Source organism: Sphingopyxis sp., assembly GCF_035998965.1.
Lineage (GTDB): Bacteria > Pseudomonadota > Alphaproteobacteria > Sphingomonadales > Sphingomonadaceae > Sphingopyxis.
Map to the genome: position 1 here is coordinate 126,072 of NZ_DASYHE010000050.1, position 24,170 is coordinate 150,241.

A 24,170-nucleotide genomic window follows, 5' to 3' on the forward strand; every position below is an offset into this window, starting at 1 on the left:
GCCTTAAACGATGGTCTGCGTTGCAGAATATCGCCCCCCACCACCGAACGGTCCCCTGGGTCGCAATCAGGGAGCGTCTGACGAAAGATCGTGTTGCAATGCCTATGGCCATTCCCGGTCGGGCAGGATTGTACAGTTCCGCCAAAACGGAGCGATGGCGCGGCGGATCGTTGCATTTCCCGGTGCCTCGGTGGGTTGCCCAATCTGCGCTACGACGCCGGAGGAACCATAATCGCGCAACGCCTGCGATGATCCGTCTGTAATGACCTGTCTTTGGAGAACGGGGCCGTGTCTTTCGCTTGGCCACCGTGCTTCCATGGCGTCACTACCTCAGTGCTGCTGATTGTCATCCCGATCGAGTCGAAGATCATCCCCGGCGACGGGCGAGTTGACCTGGACCGGCGCGGCGCCCCGCGAAAGTCCGGCGGCGCGATTATTTCCCCGCCGGCTGCGCCGGCTCCTCGCGGCCGCTTCGCTCTCAAATAATCGCGCCGCCGGACTCCTCCGCTGCGCTGCGGCCCTGCGGGTTCGCGGATCGCCTCATGCGCCAGTCCCTGGTCCGCCCATGTCGCAGGGATGGTCCCGCGGCACATATAAGGAGACGACCAATGGCAGCTATCGGCTTTGTGAACGGCACCATCGAAGGAGGCTTCGTGGGCCAGTTGAAAACTCTCACGATCCGCGCGGCGATCGAGATCCGCACCAACCGCTCCAAGAGCGGCGACGTCCAGCCCGACTACCGGGTTTATTCCGAAGGCGTCGAGATCGGCGCGGGCTGGGTCCGCACCGGCGAAGCATCGGGCAAGCCCTATGTGTCGCTGACCCTCGCGGCCCCTGAGTTCGGGCCGCGCCGGATTTATGCCAACCTCGGCCGCGCTGCTGGCCAGGACGGCGAAGACGGCTACGCGCTGATCTGGAACCCCGCCGATTGAGACGGACTTCCACCCCGCGCCGCTTCGGCGGCGCGGGGCTTTGCCATGCTTGACCCTAAGCCGCTTCGCGCTTGAGATCGGCGATCGTGAACGCGTGCGGGTTGCGCAGCCACATTTCGACTTCGCCCGCGCGCCAGCCGCAGCAGCGTTCGGCGAGCTTATGCTGTGTCGGGAAGGTCCCGGCAGCGATCTTGCGGTAGAGGGTCGCGCGGCTGAGGCCGGTCAAATCGAGGACTTCGTTGAGCCGCATGAGGCGGAGGGGAGATTGTAATGCCATGCTGTTCTACTCCATCTGTTGAACGATTTTGCGTCGACACGAGATAAAGAAAGCATGAGAGGCGCTAACGTCAACACCTTAGAAAACCGCCATTTTCGGCGTAGTCTTCTGGCGTAGGGCCGCCGGTATCCGTCGGCGTCCATGGAGGTCTGCGGGCGGCCTTGGCGCATCCGCATTTATTTTTCTCACAGCGTCCCACCGATGTCGCGGCCGAGAGCGAATGAGGCCGTCGAGGACGGCCGCGCCCGCCAATGACGCGCCGTAACCGGCGCGGCGTCTGCCCGATTCGCTATGGGGGAGGGCGCCGCTGGCGCGCATGCGGTCGCCGCTGCGCGGCGGCGTTGGTCTGTCCCGGCAGGTCGGGGGCAGGGTGGGCGTCACTCGCCTCTAGCCCCGCCCGGCCGGGCCGCAACCCGCGTACCGCGGGTTCTCCACTTCGTTGCGATCCTGCGGATGCAGCCCGTCCGATGATGCGGGTCTGCCGGCTCCCTCCTGCCGCCCACCCCGCCCCCTTCCGGGCCGGGGTGCGGTGGCTGGAAGGAGAAAGGATATGCGTGCAGAAAGGATAGAGCGGGCGAGCCTATATTCGGAGGTGACGAACCGGATCATCGCCGAGCTTGAAGAAGGACGGCTGCCTTGGGTGCAGCCGTGGGACAGCGCGGCGTGCGGCTGCACGATGCCGCAGAATGCAGGGACGGGCCGCAAATATAGCGGGATCAATGTCCTGATCCTGTGGGCCGAGGTCGTCGCCAAGGGCTATGCCTCGCAGCGCTGGCTGACCTACCGGCAGGCCGAGGCGGCAGGCGGCAACGTCCGGCGCGGCGAGAAGGGAACGGTCATCTGTTATGCGGACCGCTTTACGCCGAAGGCCGAGCAGGAACAGGCGCGCAGCGAGGATCGCGAAGCGCGGCAGGTTGCGTTCCTGAAACGCTTTACCGTCTTCAACATCGACCAGTGCGAGGGATTACCCGAAGACTATCTCGCGCCGATGGTCAGCCCCGACCCGGTGCTCACGATTGCCGAGGCCGACTCGCTGATCGCGGCGACCGGCGCGCGGGTCAATATCGGCGGGAGCGAAGCCTTTTACAGCCCTAGCCATGACTTTGTGCAGGTGCCGTCGCAGGCGGCGTTTCCTGAACCCATCAACTGGTATCGCACTGCGCTGCACGAGCTGGGCCATTGGACCGGCCACGGCAGCAGGCTCGACCGCGACCAGAAGGGAGGTTTCGGTTCCGAGGCATACGCCAAAGAAGAGCTTGTCGCGGAGATGGCGGCGGCGTTCACCTGCGCTTCGCTCGGAATCGCGCCGACCGTGCGGCATTCGGATTACATCGCATCGTGGCTGTCGGTGCTGCGCGATGACGAGAAGGCGATTTTTCGCGCCGCCAGTCAGGCAAGCAAGGCGAGCGACTATCTGCTCGCCTTCGCGGGAGCCGAGCAATGAGCGCCCCCATGTCGCGCGAAGAGCGGCTGCGCCTCTGGCGCGCCGAGCGCGTCGTGGACCAGATGCACGGCATGGACCGCATGGTGTTTCTGGCGATCCGCGTCGATGAAATGACCTATCCGCAAATTGCAGAACGGTTCGACATCAGCGTCGCCGACGTCGAAAATCACTTCGCAGCGAGCCTGCGTATCATGATGAAAGCCATGGATGAAAAGGATCCATGGTGGTGGCGTTTCCGGCTGTGGTGACCATGCTTGCGCCGGATGGCGCTTGCCATCCGGCGCATCCAATTACAGGGTGAAAACAATGCGCACCGACCTCGATCATCTTCCCGCCAACAAGCAGCGCGAACTCGAGCGCGTGAAGCAAATCATCTTCGAAGAATTTGCCGACAGCATAGCGCTGGCGACAATGAACTGGAAGAAGAAGGGCCGGATCGACAAGATCATCCTCTACGGCAGCTATGCGCGTGGCGGTTGGGTCGATGAGCCGCACACCGCCAAAGGCTATCGCTCGGACTTCGATCTGCTGATCATCGTCAGCGACAAGCGGCTGACCGAAAAGGTCGATTACTGGCTGAAAGTCGAGGACCGGCTCAACCGCGAGCTGGCGATCGACAAGACGCTCCATACGCCGGTCAATTTCATCGTCCACACCATCCAGGAAGTGAACGACGGACTCGCGCACGGGCGCTATTTCTTCATGGACGTCGCGCGCGATGGGATCGCGCTCTACGAGTTTGACGACAAGGAATTGCACAAGCCGAAGCCGAAGACGCCCGAGCAGGCGCTCGCCATGGCGCAGGAATATTTCGGAGAATGGTACCCCACCGCTGGCCAGTTTCACGGTTCAGCGCTGCATTCTCTGCAACAAGGCTGGCTGAAGAAAGCAGCTTTCGACATGCATCAGGCGACAGAGAGGCTTTACCATACCGTGCTTCTCGTTTGTACCTTCTATACTCCTCACGTTCACAATCTGGGCTTTCTGCGCACCCAGGCCGAGCGCATCGACATGCGGCTCGTCGATGCCTGGCCGCGCGAACTGAAAGCAGATCGCAAGCACTTCGAAAAGCTCAAGGAAGCTTATGTAAAGGCGCGCTATTCAAAACATTACCGGATCACCGAAGACGAATTGCGCTGGCTTGGCGAGCGCGTCGAAGAATTGGGCCGCGCCGTGCACGCGATCTGTTCGGAGCGGATCGCCCAGCTTGAAGCGGCCGCACAGGCTGGTCGCTGATCTATGCCCCGGCGCATGACCATTGCGGGGCAAATCGAGGCACTGATCCAGCGCCTCGAAGGCGTGGCAATCTGTGACGACTGCGTCACCGATCGCCTCAATCTGTCAGTGCGTTCGCAGGCCAATGTTGTGACGCGCGGTCTCGGCGGTGCAAACGGCTTTCGGCGCGAGAAGCAGCCGTGCGGTTTTTGCAGCTCTATCAAAGTTTCGACATCGCATCAGCGCTAATGTCGCTGTTGAAGGCGCGCCGCCCCCGGCGGCGCCACAGAAGAATTTGCTGCTCACGGCTTTCGCCGCGCAGCTTCGCAGCGGCTTCGACGAGCAGCCCGAGGATGATCGCCCGATCATCGCCGGTCAGCTCGATCAGATCGGCCTTGGCAACGAGGCCGCCCAACTCGATTAGCTGACGCGTGCGCTCGCGGCGCTTCACCTGCCAGGCTCGCGTGTCATGCCGCGCCCGCTTCGCCTGAAGGCGGTTGCGCGCCTGCACCGATCGCCGATGCGCCGCCCGCGTTGCGGCGAGCGTCTTGGCGAGTACCGGTGCTGCTTCCGCGAAAGAAGGCCGCGCCGCTTTTGCGCCACGCCTCCTTCCGTGCCCCGTCTGCGCCGACAGCCTCGATCAATGCGCCCGCGAGCTGTTCGATCGACAGCGCATCGGCGCCGGTGGCGATCACCAGCTCGCCGAGCTGACCTTGCTTCTTTGTCTTGAGCGCCTTGGCTTTGTCGGTGAGCACCTGGAGTTCGGCGTCGAAATCGCGCAGTTTACGCATCGTCTGTCCTTCCGTTTGATGGGGTCGGACGAACCAGTTATGCCGAGTCTCATCGCCATTCAAGCAGCTGAAATCTCTTGCGACTTTGTGATCCCGAGCGCGATGAAATCGTGTGAGGGCGCGCTTATACGTCGTGCCGACGTGCTCGTTTTGCTGTAAATGGATTGCCGCCATGGCGATCTATCATTTCTCGGCAAAAGTGATTTCCCGCGCCGTAGGCAGCAGCGCGGTTGCCGCCGCGGCCTATCGTTCGGCCGACCGGCTGCACGACGAGCGGCTTGGACGAAGCCACGACTTCTCGAACAAGGCGGGTGTCGTCCACAGCGAAGTGCTGCTGCCGGAGAATGCGCCAGAGGAATGGCGCGACCGCGAAAAGCTCTGGAATGACGTCGAGGCCGCGGAGATCCGCAAAGACGCGCAGCTCGCTCGCGAGATCGAGTTCGCGATCCCGCGCGAGATGACCAAGGAGCAGGGCATCGAGCTGGCCCGCGACTTCGTCCGAGACGAGTTCGTCGAACGCGGCATGATCGCGGACCTCAATGTTCACTGGGACATCGGCGCCGACGGGCTGGCGCGGCCTCACGCCCATGTCATGCTGACGATGCGCGAGATCCGCATCGGCGAAGACGGATCGGCCGAGTTCGGCGCCAAGGTCCGCGACTGGAACCGCACCGAGCTGCTGACGCGTTGGCGCGAAGCCTGGGCCGATCATGTCAACGAACGGCTCGCCGCGCTCGATATCGATGCACGCATCGATCATCGCACCTTGGAAGCGCAGGGGATCGAGCTCGAACCCCAGCACAAGATCGGTCCCGCTGCTGCGCGGATGGTGGAGCAGGGGCTCGAAGTCGACCGCGCCGAAGAGCATCTCGATATTGCGCGGCGGAACGGCGAGAAAATCCTCGCCAACCCGTCGATCGCTCTCGACACCATTACCCACGGGCAGGCCACCTTCACCAACCGCGACCTCGCGATGTTCGTGCATCGACATAGCGCGGGAACGATCCAGTTCGATGCCGTCATGGGTGCGGTGAAAGCGTCGCCCGAATTGGTCGCACTCGGCAAGGACGGGCGCGGCGAAGATCGGTTCACCTCGCGCGCCATGATCGAGACCGAGCAAAGGCTTGAACGCGCGACCGCGACGCTCGACGCGCGCCGCAACCATGGCGTCGCCGATCGTCATCGCGAACGGGCGCTTGCGCGCGCGTCAGCACGCGGCCTTGATCTATCGATTGAGCAACGCGGCGCGCTTGAGCATGTCACATCGGCGCGCGGTGTGAGCAATGTCATTGGCTATGCCGGCACGGGCAAAAGCGCGATGCTTGGCGTGGCGCGCGAAGCTTGGGAGGCGGCGGGCTATCAGGTGCAGGGCGCTGCGCTGTCGGGCATCGCCGCCGAGGGTTTGGAACATGGTTCCGGCATCGGCTCGCGGACCTTGGCGAGCCTCGAACATCAATGGGCCAATGACCGCGAACGGCTGACCAGCAAACATATTCTCGTCATCGACGAGGCCGGTATGATCGGAACGCGCCAGCTTGAGCGTGTCGTGACCGAAGCCGAAAAGCAGGGCGCCAAGGTCGTCTTGGTCGGCGATCCAGAGCAGTTGCAGGCGATCGAAGCGGGCGCGGCATTCCGCGCCGCCGCCGAGCGCCACGGGGCGGTGGAGATTACATCCATCCGTCGCCAGCATGAAGAATGGCAGCGCGACGCGACGCGCGAGCTTGCCACCGGGCGGACCGGCGATGCGGTCGGTCGCTATGCCGAGGCCGGGCATGTCCACGCCGCCGTTACCCGCGATGCGGCGCGCACCGAACTTGTCGATGCGTGGGATCGCGATCGGCAGCGTCATCCCGATGCGAGCCGTATTATTCTTACCCACACCAATGACGAAGTGCGCCAGCTCAATGACGATGCCCGGGACAGACTGCGCGCCGGCGGGGCGCTTGGCGCAGATGTCGCGATCAATGTCGAGCGTGGCGGCCGCAGCTTTGCGGAAGGCGACCGCGTCATGTTCCTGCGGAACGAGCGCGATCTGGGCGTCAAGAACGGCTCGCTCGGCACGGTCCGAAATGTCGATCGAATGCGCATGGCTGTCATGCTCGACGACGGGCGCAACGTCGCGTTCGACCTCAAGGACTATGCTCATATCGATCATGGCTACGCCGCGACCATCCATAAGGCCCAGGGCATGACGGTCGACCGGGTGCAGGTGCTCGCGACGCCGGGAATGGATCGGCACGGAGCCTATGTTGCCATGTCGCGCCACCGCGAATCCGTCGATCTCCATTATGGCCGCGATGATTTTGCCAATCAGTCCAAACTCGTCCGCACGCTCAGCCGCGAGCGCGGCAAGGATATGGCCAGCGATTATCGCGTGCGTGCGCCGGAACCGGCAAAAACCGCCGAGCCCAAACGCGGCATGTTCGACGGGCTGAAGCTTACCGTCTCGCGCAAAGCACTGGAAGAGGCTCCGCCTCAGCGGCTGCGGCAGGTCAAACTATCGGAGGTCCGCGTCAGCGGCCGATCCCTTGATCGCGCCCCTGCACAACCCCCACTCGACAAGGCGGTCGAGCGCTTTGCGCAGATGACGAAGGACATCGTCGATGTCCGGCGCGCCGGAGGGAAGGAGCTGCCGCACGAGCTCGACGCCTATCGCAAGGCCCGGCAGGAACTCGATACGCTGCGTCCGGGCGGCGCAAACGATTTGCGCGAGGCCTTCGGGAAAAGCTACAAGCTCACCAGCGAGGCGGCAGAAGGGCGGACTGCGGGCGCCATCGCGGCGATGGACCGGCAGGAAGCGGCACGCGCTGCGGAGCGCGTCGCGGCCGAGCGCGCGGCGCGCGATCGCGCGCGGCTCGCCGTCGAAACGAAGAGGCTCGCCGCCGAGACTGAGAAGCGCGCCGACCAGTTTGTTGAGTCATGGAAGAAGGAGAGCACCATAGCCCGCAAGGCACCGACATATGCGGCGCGCGACGAGGCGCGCGCCAATCTGACAAGTATGGCGAAGAGCCTTCACCGCGATCCGCAACTCGAGTCGCTCCTCGAAAATCGCCGCGCCCAGCTCGGTCTGGACGCTATGAGAGGGAAAACGCTGTCTCAGGATCTCCAGCTAAGTCTAGGCGCTGGACGCGGGCTGGGGATGTCGATGTAGGCTGCGTCCATGACACGCAAACTCACCCCAGCCGCCCCGCCCTCCAACGATGCCGCCAAAGCCTTTGACGACCTGCGCAGCGAGATTTCCCTGCAAAGGGCCGCGATCGAAGGGCTCACGTCTGCGAAGGAAAAGCTGCCCGATTATTCGCCTACGCTACGCGATATGAAAGCCCGTCTTGATCAGATCGACCAGCATATCGCGAGCATCAACGAGAAACCCGCGATGCGCCTCACGCCGCTGAGCCTTGCCGCCGAAAGTCACCAAGCATCGATGGCTTATGGTGCCGAGGATCGTAAATCCGTCGGTAAAGCTCGCGACGCGCTTTCAGAGTCACTTGGCCGCGTTGAGGGCATGATCAAGCAGCGACGGTCAAACGACGAGCAGGACTGGTGGGTGACGTGGGCGGCAACCGGGGGTGTTCTGTTTGGCGCGTTCATGGCCCTGATCGGGGTCGCGACTTGGAGTTGACGTCGGCTAGGGTTGTCTGCGGTTTTTACGCGGACAGCAAAATGTTCAACGCGTTATGTCCGGAACGCGCCTGATCTCAGCCGTTCCCGGCCGCGAAATATTTGCTCGAAAGCAGACGCCCGACGCTCTGTGCCGCCAAGCGCCGACATTTTATGCCAGGATCGCATGACTTGACCGGCCACCTCGGCTAGACTTCCGACATGGCAGGGACTTTCAACGATCTCTTGAACCAGAGCGGAATTGTCCCAGGCGAGGTTGCCCTCCTGCGCCACCATACTCCCGTTAGCGGCGTTTCCGCCGCGACCCTCGCCGATCTCTGGCGCGACGACCCGGCAGGCTTCACTCTCTATCAGGACACACAGAAGAGTAATCGACCGATATTTCGGACGCGGAAGATCTGGGCAGCCTTTGTGTGTCCCGCGCCCGGCGAAACGCTCTTCGTCGGGCTTTTCGATGCCGAGCTGGCGCGAACCCAAGTCGCGGATTGGCTCTGTCCCTACCGTGGAGATCAACCAGCCGGCGGCGACCCGGTGGATCGCTTCATCACCAGTCTGCGCTCCGAACTATCGGAACAGATCGGTAAACTCCAGGTCGACTGGCCGACCGCGAACGTCCGCAGTTGGAGGCGCAAAGCCGACAATATCATCTTGCCGCTGGTTTCTGGCACTTTCGTATCACAGCCAAGCGAGCCACTTCATGATGCGGCCCTTGTCGCTGCGCTCGAAACGCTTGGGTTCACGCAGCGCAAGACAACAAGCAAAATCGTGCAGCTCCGTCGCGGAGATCTTATCGTCTATGTGAAGCGTAAAACCCTGACGCGGCCACTGGTTGTCCATCCCAGCTTCGTAGATCGCGCCCATGATCTGATCGCGCTCGGCGACGTCGATATTGCATTACCGCCGCGCAGCTATGTGAACGCCCACCTCCGGGAGTTTCCCGAGTATGTTGCCGGACATCGGGCGACCATCGGACGACACGGTTTCGCGCTCGGGGTCAAACCAGCGAACCTTGCTCAGGTCATCGCGCTGCTTGATGACGCGAGCCGAATTGAAACCGACGATGGGTCAGTCCGCATCGTGGCGCCGACTGAAGATCCGCTCACTGAAAAGGAGCGCCTGCGGGCGGCGCGCATCGGACAAGGCGACTTTCGCAGTGCTCTGATCGCGGCATGGAACGGAACCTGTCCCGTTGCCGGCGTCGATCATCTTCCGATCCTACGAGCTTCTCACATCAAACCTTGGAAGGATGCGAGCAACACCGAGCGCCTTGACCCGTTCAACGGCTTGCTTCTTAGCGCTCATGTCGATGCGCTCTTCGACCGTGGGCTGATCAGCTTCGAAGATGACGGCAAGCTTCTCATATCGAGAGCATTGTCACGAGCAAACGTCTCCCGTCTTGCGATTGCTCCAAACAGCAAGATCGTTGGCCTCAAACCCCAGCATGCACCTTACCTTGCCCACCATCGAACGCGCTGTTTTATCTCCTGAGAGCTACTAAAAGATGGACCTTGATCGCTATAGTGACGCAGCCTCAAAGGAGATGAGCTGGTGCCTTGATCGGCTACGGACCGAAGGCATCGGCGCACTGTGGCGGTCGGGGATTTCGCTAGGCGCGATCGGGCTCAATGACATTCTTGATGTCCGAGGCAGAGAAATCAGCGAATTCCTCGCTTTGCCTCCCGGTCAGCGTGCAAGGCGGCTTGCCAAGATGACCAATACTGTTGAGCGGCACGGCTTCCTGATCGCAGCGACCTATCATGTGCGGTGCGCCGCTGCTTGGCTAGAGATCGCCTGCCGATATGGCGTCTCGGCAGGGTACAATCCGCAACCTCGATTTCTTCTTGGCCAAGCTTCTGCAGCAGCGCGAGACTTAATCGACGGCTTTCCGACGTTATGGCCATTCGAAGACGAAGCAGACTACCCGGATCCATTTGGGCCGGGCGAGCCATAACTCCAGCGCTTCAGGGCGAGTCCGCCACCTCTTCGTCAGATTCTGCCCGCGCGTTGGCAGCAGGGTCGTGGTCGTTGAAAAGATCCTTGAACTGTTCATCTGTCAGGCTGTCGATACCAAACTCACCATAGTCGGGATGATCAACAAATCGCCAGCCATGAACAGGATGCAGGTCGACCGAGTGGAATGGTCCGACACAGAGATTCTTCGCGCAATAATAGTGACCGACGAAGGGGTTTCTCTCCCATTCGCGCTTGATGAAGCCGGCTCCCAACGTACCCTTGATGAACCAAGGCTGCGGTCCGAATGCACAGAATTGCTGCTCGATGATGCGAGTAAGCAGGCCAGCCGCCAGCAACGCATCCGCCCGGAGTTTCGATGCAGTGTCCAGGTTGAAATGGATCGAGCGGTTACGAAGCTGCTCCAAATCCTTGAAAGCCGCAACGACGGCTGGAAGAAGAATCTGCCAGGCCTCGAGCGTATCGATTACCAATGACCATCGATCGAACGAAGCCTTCCGATACACATTCTTATATTGCGGCGTGGCCTTAAAGTGATCCCGCAAATCCAGAATGAGGTGGTTGAGGATACGCTCGCCAAGCGCGCAGGCGCCGGTGAGGGCGGCATAATAGGCTCCGCTCACAAATGCGGTGCGAACATGATCGAACATGACGTTGTGGTGGGCTACGATCGAAAATGGCTTCGTCCCAAAAGCAGCAAAATCCTCGACCTTCCGGTCGATGTCGTAGCTGCCATATTCAGCGGCGAGGCCTGCCACGAGCTGCTCGCGCCGCCTCTGCCATTGCTCTCGTGTCTCCTCGCTCCACTCTTCGCGTGGAGCATCCTGGAGGTCCATCGCCCGTGAGTCGAAGTCGAAACTGAAGATACGGAAGCGCCGTGCGCCGCGGTCGCTGACCCCGGGGACGCGTCGACTTCCCACAATGTCATCGCTCATAGCGTCTTCCGGCGAGGTCGCCTCCTTGTTCTCCGTTCGACACCAGCATCGCCTCGCTCCGCATCACAGCCGGTAGGCTTGTGCAATCGGCAGTCCGGCCGGGCCCGAGAATCCGGCAAACCTCAACTAGATATTCGTCCGGAACCCTCATCCGGGCGTTTTGCAGAGCGGCTTGCAGCATGACCGCAATCTGCTCTTCATTCAGCACGCCGCGCGTTACCGGACTCAGCATCAATTCTGCCGAGCTGACAATCGGCAGGGCCGGGAAGCGGCGACCCGCGAGGGCGATCGCCTTGCGCTCGTCAATCATCGCGGTCCCGCCAATCTGGATGGCGTGCGCAAGCGTTGCGGCCTCGCCGTCATCGAGGGTCTCGCTGATCGACCCGACGACGAGCCCCATGAACAAGCCTTCTGCGTCCGCGTGAAGCTCCGCGACTTCGACCAGCCCCATCTCGATCAGCTCGGCCATCCTCTCGGCCGTGGCCCGCCCCTTGTCGCGGCCGCGCTCCAGTTCACCGAGCACGATGCGTGGGAGGATGGGTGGCCGGGCCATCGTACGCAGGATCGTTGCGGCCTGTCCCCCTGCGATGATGTTGATCCAGACGCTGGCATCCGCGACAAGCGGACGGCCATCATCAACCCAGGAACGAGGGGGACTCATCGGTCTCCGCTCCTTCCGCTTCGAATTCGTCGATCAGCTCGCGGGCATCCACACGGTCGATGTGCAGGAGACGCGCGACCTGGCCTTCGCTGATCAGATCGCGGCGCCATGCTTCGCTCGCCATTAGGCTCATGCGCATCGACACTTGCCGCCGCGCATCCACCCTTGCGTCATCGGCCGGGATCGCGTCGCCGAGGACTTCGCGGGCCTGGATGTCGGTGATACCGCCCTGATGCGCGAACCAGTCCCAAGTTCCGGCCTTGGTCAGGCCCAGCTCCTCGAGCCGCCGGACCATCGCTTCGCGCGACACGCCGAAATAATGCGCGAGCAGGATGATGTGCCGGCGGGTCAGCTTGGCAGCACCCGCAGTCAGCTCCTGGAATTTCGCTGCGACCGCCCGTGCCGGGGTCAGGAAACAGCGCCCGAACGCATTGGCATAACGTTCTTCGCGGTTCGATTCCGGGGAATTGGCATGGAGAGCGTCGGGGGACCTCCGGGTCGAAATGAAATGGCCAAGCTCATGCGCGCCGGTCTGGGTCCGCCGGTCGCGCGGATGGGCGGCGTTCAACAATATGCATGCGCCGATCGCGTCGTCGAACGCATAGAGACCGGAAATTTTGGGGTCGATGCGGCGGATGAACACGCGCGCGCCCAGCTGCAGTTCGAGCAACGAGACAATGTCGTGGATCGGCGCCAGGCCAAGGCCCAGCAACTGCCGCAGCTCCCATGCATCCTGTTCAGCCTGGAGGAGAACATTGCCCGGTAGTAAGGGCCGTTCGGGCGGATCGAACCTTACGCGCTTGATGCCGAGGAGATTTTCCAGCTCAAGCTCGGCCTGCACGAGGCTGTTGAGCAGGTTGATCGCCGGGTCGATTTCTTCGCCCTGTTCGCCAGCTTTGCGGAAGCGCGGTCGTAGGTCGACCTTCGCGCTGTCCTGCCGGAGCAGCACGTTCAGCGAGGTTCCGTAGAGCGCCGCCAGCTTCTGCAGTTCGTCGACGCGCGCGCGGCGCTGCCCCTGCTCGATCGCGACAAGCGTGGTCCGCGCGACATTGAGCGCCGCCGCCGCCGCCGCCTGGGTCATCTTAGCATTCTCGCGCGCGTCGCGCAGGAGTTCGCCAATGCCTTCGGGGGTCAGGGAACCGGTGATCATTGCCATGGCGACACCATCGCGATCCGCGACACGAACGATTCCTTGCCGAGGCTCGCGAGGAAGGCGAGCCATTCCGACCGGTGCCGTTCGAGCAGATCGAACAATTCCCGCTCCGCGACCGCCGCCTCTATCCCGAGCCCGTCGGCGGTCTCATGCGCAACGCGCCGCACCGCGCGGCGATGCAGGTCCGAGCGTGCGAGCGCGGCAAGATGATCGAGGTGCAGAATCCCCGCAATGGCATAATCCTCGAACGCCTTGCTCATCCGGGCGAACCCTTTGACGGTGCCGCCGCGAATGTCGCTCGCACCGAGATCTTCCCAGATATATTCGTCAGACGCCTCGACGATCCCGGCGGTGTGCATGCTCATGCGGCGCAGCATGCAGGCCGCGCAGATACCGCACTGCCGGCGGCGGCCGTCGAAACTGACACGCCGGGAATCCTGCCAGCAGGAGCGGGTGTCGTGCCAGCTCGGGGCCGCCTCCAGCGCCTGCGCCGCAGCTAGGGTCTCGCCCTTGGTGTACCAGATGCGCGGATATTCGTAGGTCGGGACGCTTTTTCCCATGGCCGCGAACAGCTTCTCAATGCGCTGGGTGAAAGCGGGATGGACGCGATAATCGGGATAGATCTGGCCGCTCGACGCGATAATCGGGCCGAGAGCGCCTTGTCCGCTCTCGGTAACGACGATGCGGTCGACCTCCGCCAGCTGCGCGGCAATGCCGGTAATGATGGCGAATTTGAACCCGCGCGAGCGCGCAGAGGACTCGACGCGCTGGCGCTTGCCCAGCTTCACTTCGAACGGAACTGCGGTGAACCGACGCTGCTTGCGCGGGGTCCCCTTGGTGTCGGCGCCCTTGGTGCCGAGACGGACCCGCACCAGCCCGCCTTGTTCCTCGGCGCCGACTATGGCGGCCACGGCGCGTGAATCGAGACCGTCACTATAGGGCATGATGATCTTGTCAGGGGTGGAGAGATCGAGCTTACGTGGCCCGACCTTCACGACATCGTTCCGCCGCCGGATGAAACTCAATTCCCAGCGATCGCCGGTGAGAAACGCGAGCGCTTCCTCAAGCGCCTGCCGCACGGCCGGCTTGTCCCAAAGCGCATCCTCATGGACCGCGACGCGCAGATCAAACGCGCGCGCCCAGCCCCACGCCGGACGGCGCACGCTCAAATCGCAATACTCGACGGCAGCAGCGATGATCATAAGGTCGACCAGTTCGGGATGCCAGTCGGCGAAGAAGAAGTCTTTCAAACCTTCGATCGACAACGTGATGCTCTTCCCGAGGATGGCACCCTGCGCTTCTTCGCGCAGCCGCTCGCCCTCTTCGACGGCGTCGATCCGCACGCCTGCCGCATCCGCCACATGATAAGCCTTCACATTCACAGCGGTACCCCGTCGTCCAACCCGGAATAGGTGGCAACGGCCGGAGCCTGAGGAGCATCCGCGGTGCGAAGCACTTGCCGCGCCACCGCGGAAATATCTATCTCGCCATGGGCGCCTTCGAGACGCGACCGCACCGCGCGAGCGCGCTGATCGGACGCCTCGCGGAACATATGCTCTTCGACCTGGCGAAATCCTGCGAGCAGCCGATCGGAAACGGTGCCCTCGGCCGCCTGTTGCAGGGCGTCGGCCGGAGCGCAACCACCATTGAGCGCATCAACCGCATTGCGCAGGAAGCTCGCTTCCATTGGCGAGCTCGCTTGCGCGTGCATCGAGCGAAGATCGGCGATCGGCAGATCGCGGAACAGGCCGGGATCATCCGGGCCGATGATCAGGCTCGACACCTTGCTCAGGAAGCCCGGCGACAGTTCGGCGCGGCAATCTCGCTCGGCGGCCGCATGCAGCGCATCGGCGATCTCGCGCGTCGAGAAGGCCTGAACATATGCGCATTTGGCCGCGAGCTTCCAGCGCGGCGACATAGGCAGTGAACGATAGGGTCCATCACTCATGGCAGATCTCCTGGGACCCTAACTACTCGCGAACCTGACATTGTCAAATATATTTTTGTACATAGCTGACATTCTTACGGAAGGCTTCTCATAATCGCGCTCCCTAGCTCGCGTACAAGGCCGACTTCGCATGCCGCCAGCGCATCAGCTGTCGACGACGCATTCGCTCCGTGTCCCAAGAATCTCTAGATGCCGAGGATCATATCGGTCTTTTGCTTCCGCGCGCAGCATACTAGTGAGCGGCCGGGTGGTTGGGATCAGGAGCGCGGCGGATGAACATATGCCCTGACTGTTTCGAGAACGAAGGCTTGGGTAGAAGGATTGCTCAGGTGCGCCCCAAGGTATCTCAGGGTCAGTGCGATGAGCATCCCAACCGCAAGGGTATCCCGATTGAGGATCTGGCGAAGATCGTCGATCCGGTGTTCCGCGAGCTTTTTTGGTCGACGGCGGACGACGGTAATATTTGGCGCCAAGACCGGGGCAGCGATCTACTCGACACGCTCTATGATCTTACCGGCGCGATCGACGATGATATAAATCGGGCTTTGATTGGCGCATTGGTCGATCAGGATGACTACTGGCCGCCCGACGGAGAAGAGCCCTATTATGACGAAGAGGCGCTCTATGTCCTGCAGGACGACCAGTCCGGTTTGCACCTGCATGATTGGAACACGTTTCGACGAAGCCTGATGTTTGAGAGCCGCTTCTTCAATCCGGATGCGGAGCAGGCGCTGGGTAGGATTTTCGACGGTATCCAGCAACTGCGCGATGCCAATGGCAAGGGGCCGGTGTATCTGATCAAGCCGGAGGCGCCTGAAGCGCATTTTTTCAGGGCCCGAATCGCTAATAGCCGGGATGAGGCACAGCGGATCAAAGCGGATCTAGCGCGGGAACTGGGCCCTCCTCCCGAGCAGCTGCGCAAGGCAGGGCGCCTTAATCCATCTGGCATCAGCGCCTTTTATGGGGCCTTTGATCTTCCAACCTGTATTGCGGAGCTCCGCCCGTCGGTCGGCGGCGCGGTGATATCGGCAAAGTTCAAGCTCTTGCGTCCAATCTGCGTGCTCGACACGACCCTGTTCGCCGATAGACCCCAAGCGGTCAATCTGTTTGCTGCGGGCGCGTTGAAGCGCAAGCGGCAATGGACGTTTATGCAGACTTTCATGGAGGAGATCGCGCAGCCCGTCTTCCCGGGTGAAGAACATTTGCAGTATCTTCCGACACAAGCTGTTGCCGAGTTCCTGAACAGGCGCTTCAAATTGAGCTTTGCGGGCGAGAAACGCGCTATCGATGCGGTGATCTTCCGCTCGGCCCAGCGGCCGGAAGGACGCAACATTGTAATTCTTGGGGATGCGGCGATCGTCGAGACGGCCGCCGTCAAGGACGAGGCAGTTGGCCCGATAGAACATGACGAATTCGACATCTGGTTCGAGCAAGAACTAGAGGTTGTTAGGGCGGACAAGAAGCCAGGCTTGGCGATCGAGCCCGAGACCGTTCGCTGGACCCGCATAGACAGCGTGGAGTTTCGCCCCAAGGGCGGAGTTGACGATGATGCCGATGGGTACGACGATCTCCTGTAGGAAGCGCCTACTCCCGCCATACCAGGTTCTGATCGACAATTTTTGCCGATCGACCAGTGCCGCGCACGTGGCGATAAGGTCGCATCATCGGTGAATTTCCGGACGAGCAATGTCAGCTTTCGCCGAATGGTGATTCAAAAGCGCCTGTCTGCTGTCGGCCAACCTTGATCAGCGCGCCCTTGCACTTGGCGGGCTCAATTGTCGCCGACTCATAGCGGTGGCTTGTAGCGCGACCACGACACTGCAGCTTCGACCTGATCCCGGTCATCGGGCATTCTGTGACGACATTTCGCCGACATCAAATTATGAGCAAACCTCGTTTTGCAACGTGTCAGACGCGCTCAGCGTCGGAAACCAGATGACCAGTTTGACAACCTTTTCAGGCGGCGCTGGATCGATCCATCCGCCTTGAAGCGTTTCAATTCGATGATCGTCGTGCCTGGCGTTACGGATAAGCATCGCCCGTGACACCGGGGCAAAGGTCAGGGCCAGTTTTCGCGGGGGCCAGCCCAATCGGACCAATCTCCCCTTTCTCGACAGCTAGGCTTTTACCAACGCCCCTGGGACGGCACGGCCGAATATATGCGAAAGCCTGAATTCTAATAGCTTGCCGCAAGCAAGTGTTGACCCGTGTGGGGGCGGGGCATTATGGTGCGCAAATTACAACACCGCAGGGTTCTCGGACGCCCGCGAAGGGAGGATGATACGGATGAGAGACAACCATAGCGGCTTTCTCTCGCCATATCGGGTTCTGGACGTCACGAATCATCGCGGTGTGCTGGCCGGGCACATCTTGGCCCAACTGGGTGCAGATGTGGTTCATATGGAGCCGCCAGGCGGCAGTGATGGTCGACTTCAGCCTCCTTTCGCGCCCGATTGGAGTCAAGGTGAAGACTCGTTCTATTGGGCCGCCTACGCCTCTGGGACGCGTTCGATTGTCTGCGATCCGGCGACGGATTCGAAGACTTGGGCGAAGTTGCTAGGATCGGCGGATATTCTGCTTGATTCCACCGCTCCCAGTGACGGTCGCCCGGACTGGCTCGATCCGGCTGCAGTGGCGGCGCTTAATCCCAGGCTCGTTCACGTATCCATCACGCCTTACGGCCTCACTGGCCCCAAAAAGGACTGGCTGGACAGCGAACTGATCCTCTGGGCTGCGGGCGGGCCACTGTTACTCACCCGCGACAACGAGGGCCGGCCGCTTCGGCTCAGCGCCCCTCAGGCCTATCTACACGGCGCTGCAACCGCCGCCGGAGCTGCCCTGATCGGGCATGCCGAGCGCGGGCGCAGTGGAATGGGGCAGCATATCGATCTCGCCATTCTTCAAACCCTTCCGCAATGCACTCTCGGCGCGGTGCTTGCCGAATCCATCGGTCATGAGAATTTCGTGCCCCGACCCGGCGCCACATTATCGGGCGGCAAGGGTGGGCCAATGGATCTCAGCGGAAGCGGCTCGCTTACCCGGCGATCGAAGTGGCCGATTGCCGACGGGCTTGCGGAAATGCACTTGGCGATGGGACCCGCGACCGGTCCGTCGACCAATAAATTGTTCGCTTGGATGATCGAGGAGTCCGCGCTTCCCGAGACCTTTCACGACTGGGACTGGACGACGCTGCACGGACGGCTCGAAAGCGACATCAGCTGGGAAATGCTCGAGGAGGCTCGCCGCCATGTGTCGGCCTTCCTCGCGCGATTCCGCAAAGCGAACCTCATGCAGATCGCGCTCGATCGCGGCATCCGTATCGCACCGATCGAAACGATTGCCGATCTGCTGGCGAGCGAACAGTTTGCGGCGCGCGGCTTCCTCGCCACGGTGGCCGGCCCGGAAGGAAACTATTCGCTGCCTTGGGGCTTCGGCGGTGCATGCCCGGACGGATTCGCGCGCCCGACTGCCGCGCCGAGGCTTGATGCCGATCGCGCGCAAATTCTCGGCGAATGGTCAGCAACCAGCCAGCCCGAAGAAATCGCAGCCGAGCCCTCGTTGCAACCCCTCGCCGGGCTCAAGGTGCTCGACCTTGCTTGGGTCGTGGCTGGCCCTCTCATCGGCCGAAATCTCGCCGACTATGGCGCGACGGTTATCCGACTAGAGTCGGCAAAGCGTGTCGAGACGGCGCGATTGATGGGACCATTCCCAGCGGGCGATTATGATGTGCAGCGATCCGCCCTCTATGAGACCTGCAACGCCGGAAAACTCGGCCTGTCGCTCGACTTGTCCAAGCCGGAAGCACGTGACATCGTGCGTTCGCTGGCGCGCTGGGCGGATGTCCTCGTTGAATCCTTCACGCCCGGGCAGATGGCGCGTTGGGGGCTGTCTTATGACGAGCTGGCAAGAGATAATCCGGGTCTGGTCATGGTCAGTACGTCATTGACCGGTCAATCAGGACCGTTCGCCAGCTACTCGGGTTACGGCAACCATGGCGCAGCGATCGCTGGCTTCCAGAATCTCGTTGGAATGGAGGGGGCGACCCCGGTTGGACCCTATGGCCCCTATACGGATTTCGTCGCGCCGCGCTTCGGTATCCCCGCCACGCTGGCTGCGCTGGACCATCGTCGGCGTACCGGTCGGGGATGTTGGCTCGACGTGTCGCAGACCGAAGCTGGCGTCCAGTTCCTTGCCGCCCAGATCGCAGAAACATCGGTTACGGGAAATGTTCAGGGACCGATGGGCAATCGGGACCTCGCCATGGCCCCGCACGGCGTTTTCCGGACCAATGCCGAGGATAGCTGGATCGCAATCGCGGTGCAGTCGGATGCGCAATGGGAACGCCTTGCGGCGATCGCGCAAATCGACGAGCCCGCATGGAAAACATTCCAGGGGCGGAAGAGCGACGAGGACGCCTTGGAACGTCGGCTCGAGCAATGGGCTAGGCAGCAGGAGGTCACGGTCATCGAACAGCTTCTGCAGGAAAACGGCATCCCCGCGCATCGTCTGGTTTCGATCGAAGAATTTGGCAATGATCCTCAGATTGTGGCGCGTAATCACCTCGTCCATCTGCCGCATTCTCTCTCGGGCACCGCCGTCGTCGAGGCGTCGCCATTCCAGCTCGCGCGCACGCCCGCCGAATACGCACGATCCGCGCCCTGTTACGGGCGCGACAACGCGCATGTCTTGCGAGACATTCTGGGGCTGGATGCGGCGACGATCGAGGCGCTCGAAGCGGCCGGGATACTCACCTGATCGCGAACCGCTCGGCGCATTTGGTGCGGGACGGGCGGGAAGGAGATCGCGCTGAAGAGAGGCGCAATGGCGTAGCAGTGCTTCACGCCCTTTGCTCGGGGCGGCGCCGCCATTGGGCGTCAAGCCATTAGGCGACCAGAGCGTTCAGCGCTCCGTCCACCGCAATGACCGAGCCGTTGACGAAGGCTCCCGCATCGCTTGCCAGCATGACGACAGGGCCGACCAACTCTTCGATCCTGCCGAGGCGGCGCGCAGGCATTTGCGCGATGCGTTCGATTCCGGTCGGACTGTCGAAAAATTCCTCGTTCAGCTCGGTCTTGAACCAGCCCGGTGCCAGAGCATTGACGCGAATATTATGCTTGCCGAGATCGATCGCCATGGCGCGCGTGAGCTGGATGACTGCGCCCTTCGACGCACAATAGCTCGCCAGCCCGGGTTGCACGCCCAGTCCCAGCACCGACGCCACGTTGATGATCGAGCCGCCCTGCTTGGCCGCTACGAGCCGGCGAGCAGCCATCTGACCCACATTCCAGACGCCCCGAAAATTGGTGTCGAAAACCGCATCCCGGGCCGCCGGTTCGATCTTCAGGAAATTACGGGCATCGGTGACGCCGGCATTGCTCACGATGACATTCACAGTGCCATAGGCGCGCTCCGCGGCATCGAAAGCCCGCTCGATGCTCTCGGCGTCGGTCACATCCGCTTGCGCGGCCAGCGCGCTTCCTCCCGACTGCTCGATTTCCCGCACGAGGCCGTCGAGGCGGTCCGCGCGGCGCGCCACCGCAACGACGCGTGCGCCTGCCGCGGCCAGGCCCAGCGCAAGCTCCCGGCCGATACCGCTCGACGCGCCGGTGACAAGGGCAACACGCCCGGAAAGCGAAAACAGGTCAGCGTTCACGAATAGATCCTTGCTTCTGAAGGGGCGTCGAGGTCGGTCAGGAGCTCCAAGGCAGCTTTAGCGCCCTCGTGCCGCGACAATTTTCCCTGCGACATGTGTTCCACGATTGTGGTCAGGCGCGGGTCGGACGTGCCGAGCAACAGCGCGGCCGCGGCGTCGGCAACGTCCTGAGCGAGCGTCGATCGTGATATCCCGCCTCCGGCGGCGGCGTCGGGCGGGCCGGCCGGAAGCCCAGCGAACCTGTCGTCGATCGCGTCGCCGAGCGCCTTGAGGCCGTCCCGAGTTTGCGTCGATACCGACAGCATGGACCGGCGTTCCTCATGGCCCCGGTGGTGCAGCATGGCTTTCAAATGTGTGGCCGTTCGCGCGGCGTCGGGCAGATCCGCCTTGTTCACGACCAACAGGTCGGCGATTTCCAATACGCCGGCCTTCATCGCCTGCATCTCGTCGCCAAGGCCGGGTGCGCACACGACGATCTTCACATCGGTCAGGTTGGCAACTTCGACTTCTGACTGACCCGTGCCGACGGTTTCGACGATCACGAGGTCCATATCGGCGGCCGCCAGTAGATCCATGACCGATCTTGTGGTTCGCGTCACCCCGCCGAGGTGGCCGCGCGCAGCGAGCGACCGGATGAAAACGTCCGGATTTGCGCTGTGCGCCGCCATGCGAACGCGATCGCCCAGCACCGCACCGCCGCTGATCGGGCTCGATGGATCGACCGTCAGGATCGCGACGCGGCGGTATCTCGGCAGCAATTCGGGCAAAAGCGCATTGATGAGCGAGGACTTGCCGGCGCCCGGTGGCCCGGTCACGCCGAGGGTTCGGCACCGGCTGGCCCGGCCGCGCACCGCGACCGCCAGTTCGGTTCCTACCGCCGTGCGGTTTTCGATCGCGGTGATGGCGCGCGCAATCGCCAGCGGATCGCGATCGCGGACCGCCTTCAGCAGCGAAGCCGCGTCAGATCCTGCGCGCGTCCCGGTCAAACGTGACTCCGATAGGCGCGGGCAAGGCGATCGAACGTCGCGACAACATCGGTCAGCGGTGCGCCGCCGCGGAAGATTTCCCGGACGCCCACGGCTTCGAGCGGCGCGACGTCGAACGGACGAATGACCCCGCCGACCACCACCGGCAAATCGGGGACTTCGCGACGCTGTAGCTCGGCGACGATCTTTTGCGTGGTTTCGACCTGGCCTCCCGACATGAAGCTCAGCCCGATAATATCGACGTCTTCCTGGAGCGCGACGGTGACTACATCTTCGGGCTGCTCATAGTCGATCAGCACCACTTCCATCGCGGCGTCGCGCAGCGCGAGCGCGATGGTCGCAATGGCGCGATCATGGCTGTCGATGAAGCTCTTGGTCAGGAGGACGCGCGGCTGCGGCGCAGTATCTGGCATGGCGATCGGTTTCCTATTTGTTGCGCCCGAAGACTTCGTGAAGAATGGCCTGCATCTCGCCGAGCGTTGCATCGGCTTCGGCGGCGGCGACAAGGTTTGCCATTACCGACCCGATCGCCCGGCCTTCGTTGACCTCGACCGCCGCACGGCGCAGGTCTTCAAGCGCCGCCGCGCAGCGCGTCGCATCGCGTTCGCGGCGGTGCCGCTCGACGTCGGCGATCGCAAGGCGCGCGGCTTCGGGATCGGGCTGGAACACCGCAAATTGCTCGGGTTCGTCGGTGGTATATTTGTTGACGCCGACCATCGTTCGCGCGCCGCTCTCGATTTCCTGACGCCATTGGTAGGCGGCGGCAGAGACCTGCTGTTTGATCCAGCCTGACTCGATGCAGGCGATCAGCCCGCCGCGGTCGTCGATGTCGGCGATGATCTCGAACACCCGGCGTTCGATCTCGTCGGTGAGCGCTTCCACATAATAGGATCCGCCGAACGGGTCGGACACATGAACGGCGCCGGTTTCCTCAGCAATGATCTGGCTTGTGCGCAGCGACAGCGTCACCGCTTCTTCGGTCGGCAGGCCGAGTGCCTCGTCATAGGCGTTGATCGTCATGCCGTTGGCGCCGGACAGGACGGCCGCCAGCGCGCCATAAGCGTTGCGGACGAGATTGTTCAGCGGCTGCTGCGCGGTCAGCAGCGACCCTGCGGTCTGGGCATGGATGCGCGCTTGGAGCGAACCGCTTTTCTTGCAGCCGAAACGCTCGCGGTTCACCTTCGCATAGACGCGCCGCAGCGCGCGGGTCTTCGCGACCTCTTCGAAGAAATTCTCGCCGTAGCGGACGTGAAATCCGAAGCGTGGTACGACGGTGTCGGGGTCGATGCCGAGCTTCACGCACTCCTCGTTGACCGCAATGATCGCAGCGATCGAATAGGCGACGGCTTGGACGTTCGTGGCGCCGGCTTCGCAGATATTATGCTCGCTGATGGTGAGGGGATTCCACAGCGGCACATGCTCGGCGCAATAGGCCGCGATGTCGGCGATCAGCCGGTAGCTGCCGCGCGGCGAGAAGTTCGTTCCGCCGCTATGGCCAAAGAAATCCCAGATATAGTTGGTGAGATTGCCGCCAAGCTTGTCGAATGCAAAGCCGCGGCGCTTGGCCGCTGCGAGATACAGCCCGAGCATGGCCGGCGACCCCGCGTTGAGGACCATCGAGACCGTCGTTTTCGCCAGATCCTTGCCGTCGAGCAGGATCTCGTAATCGCGCGCCTTGCAGACCGAAATGCCGCAGTCGCCGATGCTGCCGCGCACCCCGGGGTGGTCGGGATCATAGCCCATCGACGTCGGCATATCGAAGATGAAATTATAGGCTTCGCGATCGAAATAGCCCTTCGAGCCGCCCTGTTCGAGCAGAAGATCCATCCGCTCGCGGGTCTGCGAGGGCAGGCCGAAGCCAATGATCTGGAGGTCCATCCACGGCTGGAACTGATAATGGATCGGGTAAATGCCGCGCGTATAGGGATATTGCCCGGGCATTTCGGCTTCGTTGCCATGACGGTCGAGCCCACCGTAAACCGGATCGACCTCGACGCCCGAGCGGTTGCGCGCGACAAAGGAGCGATCCTTGTACCGCGCCGACACCGTTTGCTGCCAAAGCGCATAGGGGCTCTCTTCCGGCTTCGTGTCGGCGCTAATCATGAGACTGACGGCTCCCTTTCAGGCTTTGGGTCTGCGACGACCGCGTCGCGAGCGTGCAAGCGGTCACGCCGCGAAAATGGTCTTCAGATGAAGTGTGTCATTATATTCTTTGACCGCCGCGATGCGGCCATCACGGATCGTGAACAGAAAGTGATATTCATTATTGTAGATGCGCCCGTTCGTGATCTCGCCATGCGCTTCGACCTCGGCAGCGACCTTGTCGCCTTCGCCGATCATGCCGCGGATCCGCATGTCGATACCGCCCGGGATCTTCGCGCCGATACCGCGCAGGACGGCGCTGATCCCTTCCTTGGTCTTCATTCCGGCCTGCGGAAGCTGGTCGGGCTTGCCGCCGATCCACCAGGTCGCGTCGTCGGTTAGGCTGTCAATCAGACCGTCGGCATCGCCGCTTCCGAATTTGGCCAGAAACTGTTGGACAATGGCTTTGTTTGCTTCGATCGACATGGCTTTACTCCGGTA

The 24,170-nt window shown here is 62.4% G+C and carries 23 protein-coding genes; 10 read left to right on the plus strand and 13 right to left on the minus strand.

All coding sequences use genetic code 11. The features are described from left to right. Positions 1-608: 608 nt before the first annotated feature. A complete protein-coding gene (locus tag VGN68_RS08795; RefSeq protein ID WP_327452598.1) occupies positions 609-932 on the plus strand; it encodes a DUF736 domain-containing protein in 324 nt (107 codons plus the stop codon). Positions 933-987: 55 nt separating this feature from the next. Here VGN68_RS08795 and VGN68_RS08800 read toward each other — a convergent pair whose 3' ends face one another. Beyond that, positions 988-1,209 carry a helix-turn-helix transcriptional regulator gene (locus tag VGN68_RS08800; protein ID WP_327452596.1) on the minus strand — a complete coding sequence of 74 codons (222 nt, stop codon included), beginning with the start codon at positions 1,207-1,209 and terminating at the stop codon, positions 988-990. Between the two features lie 550 nt (positions 1,210-1,759). On the opposite strand from VGN68_RS08800, the gene VGN68_RS08805 reads away from it, so the two are divergent. Genes VGN68_RS08805 through VGN68_RS08815 form a run of 3 tightly spaced genes read left to right on the plus strand, consistent with a single transcriptional unit; the run spans position 1,760 to position 3,889 of the window. Further along, complete coding sequence (locus VGN68_RS08805) at positions 1,760-2,653, plus strand: ArdC family protein (RefSeq protein WP_327452594.1); 894 nt, start codon at positions 1,760-1,762, stop codon at positions 2,651-2,653. Beyond that, positions 2,650-2,901 (plus strand): sigma factor-like helix-turn-helix DNA-binding protein, encoded by a 252-nt coding sequence (locus VGN68_RS08810; protein WP_327452592.1) that lies wholly within the window; start codon positions 2,650-2,652, stop codon positions 2,899-2,901. The genes VGN68_RS08805 and VGN68_RS08810 overlap by 4 nt, the downstream gene beginning before the upstream one ends. A gap of 58 nt (positions 2,902-2,959) precedes the next feature. Further along, positions 2,960-3,889: a HEPN domain-containing protein gene (locus tag VGN68_RS08815; protein WP_327452794.1), complete on the plus strand. Its 930-nt coding sequence runs from the start codon at positions 2,960-2,962 to the stop codon at positions 3,887-3,889. A 199-nt stretch (positions 3,890-4,088) separates the two neighbouring features. Here VGN68_RS08815 and VGN68_RS08820 read toward each other — a convergent pair whose 3' ends face one another. Together VGN68_RS08820 and VGN68_RS08825 are read right to left on the minus strand one after the other, a co-directional pair. Then, entirely contained in the window at positions 4,089-4,319 is a 231-nt protein-coding gene (locus VGN68_RS08820; RefSeq protein ID WP_327452590.1) for a conjugal transfer protein TraD, read from the minus strand. A 16-nt stretch (positions 4,320-4,335) separates the two neighbouring features. After that, positions 4,336-4,833, minus strand: a complete 498-nt coding sequence (locus VGN68_RS08825; RefSeq protein WP_414713030.1) for a conjugal transfer protein TraD — start codon at positions 4,831-4,833, stop codon at positions 4,336-4,338. Between VGN68_RS08825 and traA the strand changes: the two genes are divergently transcribed. From traA to VGN68_RS08845, 4 genes are all read left to right on the plus strand, one after another. Continuing rightward, on the plus strand, positions 4,832-7,810 hold the full coding sequence (gene traA, locus VGN68_RS08830) for a Ti-type conjugative transfer relaxase TraA (protein ID WP_327475848.1): 2,979 nt from the start codon (positions 4,832-4,834) through the stop codon (positions 7,808-7,810). The genes VGN68_RS08825 and traA overlap by 2 nt on opposite strands. Positions 7,811-7,819: 9 nt before the next feature. Beyond that, positions 7,820-8,281: a hypothetical protein gene (locus tag VGN68_RS08835; RefSeq protein WP_327475850.1), complete on the plus strand. Its 462-nt coding sequence runs from the start codon at positions 7,820-7,822 to the stop codon at positions 8,279-8,281. Between the two features lie 200 nt (positions 8,282-8,481). Next, a complete protein-coding gene (locus tag VGN68_RS08840; protein WP_327475852.1) occupies positions 8,482-9,768 on the plus strand; it encodes an HNH endonuclease in 1,287 nt (428 codons plus the stop codon). A 13-nt stretch (positions 9,769-9,781) separates the two neighbouring features. Next, positions 9,782-10,231 (plus strand): hypothetical protein, encoded by a 450-nt coding sequence (locus VGN68_RS08845; protein WP_327475854.1) that lies wholly within the window; start codon positions 9,782-9,784, stop codon positions 10,229-10,231. Positions 10,232-10,241: 10 nt separating this feature from the next. Here VGN68_RS08845 and VGN68_RS08850 read toward each other — a convergent pair whose 3' ends face one another. The 5 genes from VGN68_RS08850 to VGN68_RS08870 all read right to left on the minus strand — a co-directional run bounded on the left by VGN68_RS08850 (position 10,242) and on the right by VGN68_RS08870 (position 14,948). Beyond that, positions 10,242-11,186 (minus strand): hypothetical protein, encoded by a 945-nt coding sequence (locus VGN68_RS08850; RefSeq protein ID WP_327475857.1) that lies wholly within the window; start codon positions 11,184-11,186, stop codon positions 10,242-10,244. Beyond that, on the minus strand, positions 11,176-11,739 hold the full coding sequence (locus VGN68_RS08855) for a hypothetical protein (RefSeq protein ID WP_327475858.1): 564 nt from the start codon (positions 11,737-11,739) through the stop codon (positions 11,176-11,178). The genes VGN68_RS08850 and VGN68_RS08855 overlap by 11 nt, the downstream gene beginning before the upstream one ends. A gap of 82 nt (positions 11,740-11,821) precedes the next feature. Next, positions 11,822-12,997 carry an XRE family transcriptional regulator gene (locus tag VGN68_RS08860; RefSeq protein ID WP_327475860.1) on the minus strand — a complete coding sequence of 392 codons (1,176 nt, stop codon included), beginning with the start codon at positions 12,995-12,997 and terminating at the stop codon, positions 11,822-11,824. After that, positions 12,994-14,361 (minus strand): 7-cyano-7-deazaguanine synthase, encoded by a 1,368-nt coding sequence (locus VGN68_RS08865; protein WP_327475862.1) that lies wholly within the window; start codon positions 14,359-14,361, stop codon positions 12,994-12,996. The genes VGN68_RS08860 and VGN68_RS08865 overlap by 4 nt, the downstream gene beginning before the upstream one ends. A 17-nt stretch (positions 14,362-14,378) precedes the next feature. After that, on the minus strand, positions 14,379-14,948 hold the full coding sequence (locus VGN68_RS08870) for a hypothetical protein (protein ID WP_327475864.1): 570 nt from the start codon (positions 14,946-14,948) through the stop codon (positions 14,379-14,381). A gap of 329 nt (positions 14,949-15,277) precedes the next feature. Between VGN68_RS08870 and VGN68_RS08875 the strand changes: the two genes are divergently transcribed. Further along, positions 15,278-16,525 carry an RES family NAD+ phosphorylase gene (locus VGN68_RS08875; protein ID WP_327475866.1) on the plus strand — a complete coding sequence of 416 codons (1,248 nt, stop codon included), beginning with the start codon at positions 15,278-15,280 and terminating at the stop codon, positions 16,523-16,525. Positions 16,526-17,234: 709 nt separating this feature from the next. After that, the gene (locus VGN68_RS08880) at positions 17,235-19,703 is read left to right on the plus strand and encodes a CoA transferase (RefSeq protein WP_327475868.1); all 2,469 of its coding nucleotides are present in this window, start codon (positions 17,235-17,237) and stop codon (positions 19,701-19,703) included. Positions 19,704-19,830: 127 nt separating this feature from the next. Here the strand turns inward: VGN68_RS08880 and VGN68_RS08885 are convergent, their stop codons facing one another. The 5 genes from VGN68_RS08885 to VGN68_RS08905 form a co-directional block, all read right to left on the minus strand. Continuing rightward, the gene (locus VGN68_RS08885; RefSeq protein WP_327475870.1) at positions 19,831-20,601 is read right to left on the minus strand and encodes a glucose 1-dehydrogenase; all 771 of its coding nucleotides are present in this window, start codon (positions 20,599-20,601) and stop codon (positions 19,831-19,833) included. Next, complete coding sequence (gene meaB / locus VGN68_RS08890; protein WP_327475872.1) at positions 20,598-21,587, minus strand: methylmalonyl Co-A mutase-associated GTPase MeaB; 990 nt, start codon at positions 21,585-21,587, stop codon at positions 20,598-20,600. The genes VGN68_RS08885 and meaB overlap by 4 nt, the downstream gene beginning before the upstream one ends. Continuing rightward, entirely contained in the window at positions 21,584-22,000 is a 417-nt protein-coding gene (locus VGN68_RS08895; RefSeq protein WP_327452545.1) for a cobalamin-dependent protein, read from the minus strand. The genes meaB and VGN68_RS08895 overlap by 4 nt, the downstream gene beginning before the upstream one ends. 13 nt (positions 22,001-22,013) lie before the next feature. Further along, the gene (locus VGN68_RS08900; RefSeq protein WP_327452542.1) at positions 22,014-23,690 is read right to left on the minus strand and encodes a methylmalonyl-CoA mutase family protein; all 1,677 of its coding nucleotides are present in this window, start codon (positions 23,688-23,690) and stop codon (positions 22,014-22,016) included. 63 nt (positions 23,691-23,753) lie between these two features. Next, on the minus strand, positions 23,754-24,155 hold the full coding sequence (locus VGN68_RS08905) for a nuclear transport factor 2 family protein (protein WP_327452540.1): 402 nt from the start codon (positions 24,153-24,155) through the stop codon (positions 23,754-23,756). Between the last annotated feature and the right edge of the window lie 15 nt (positions 24,156-24,170).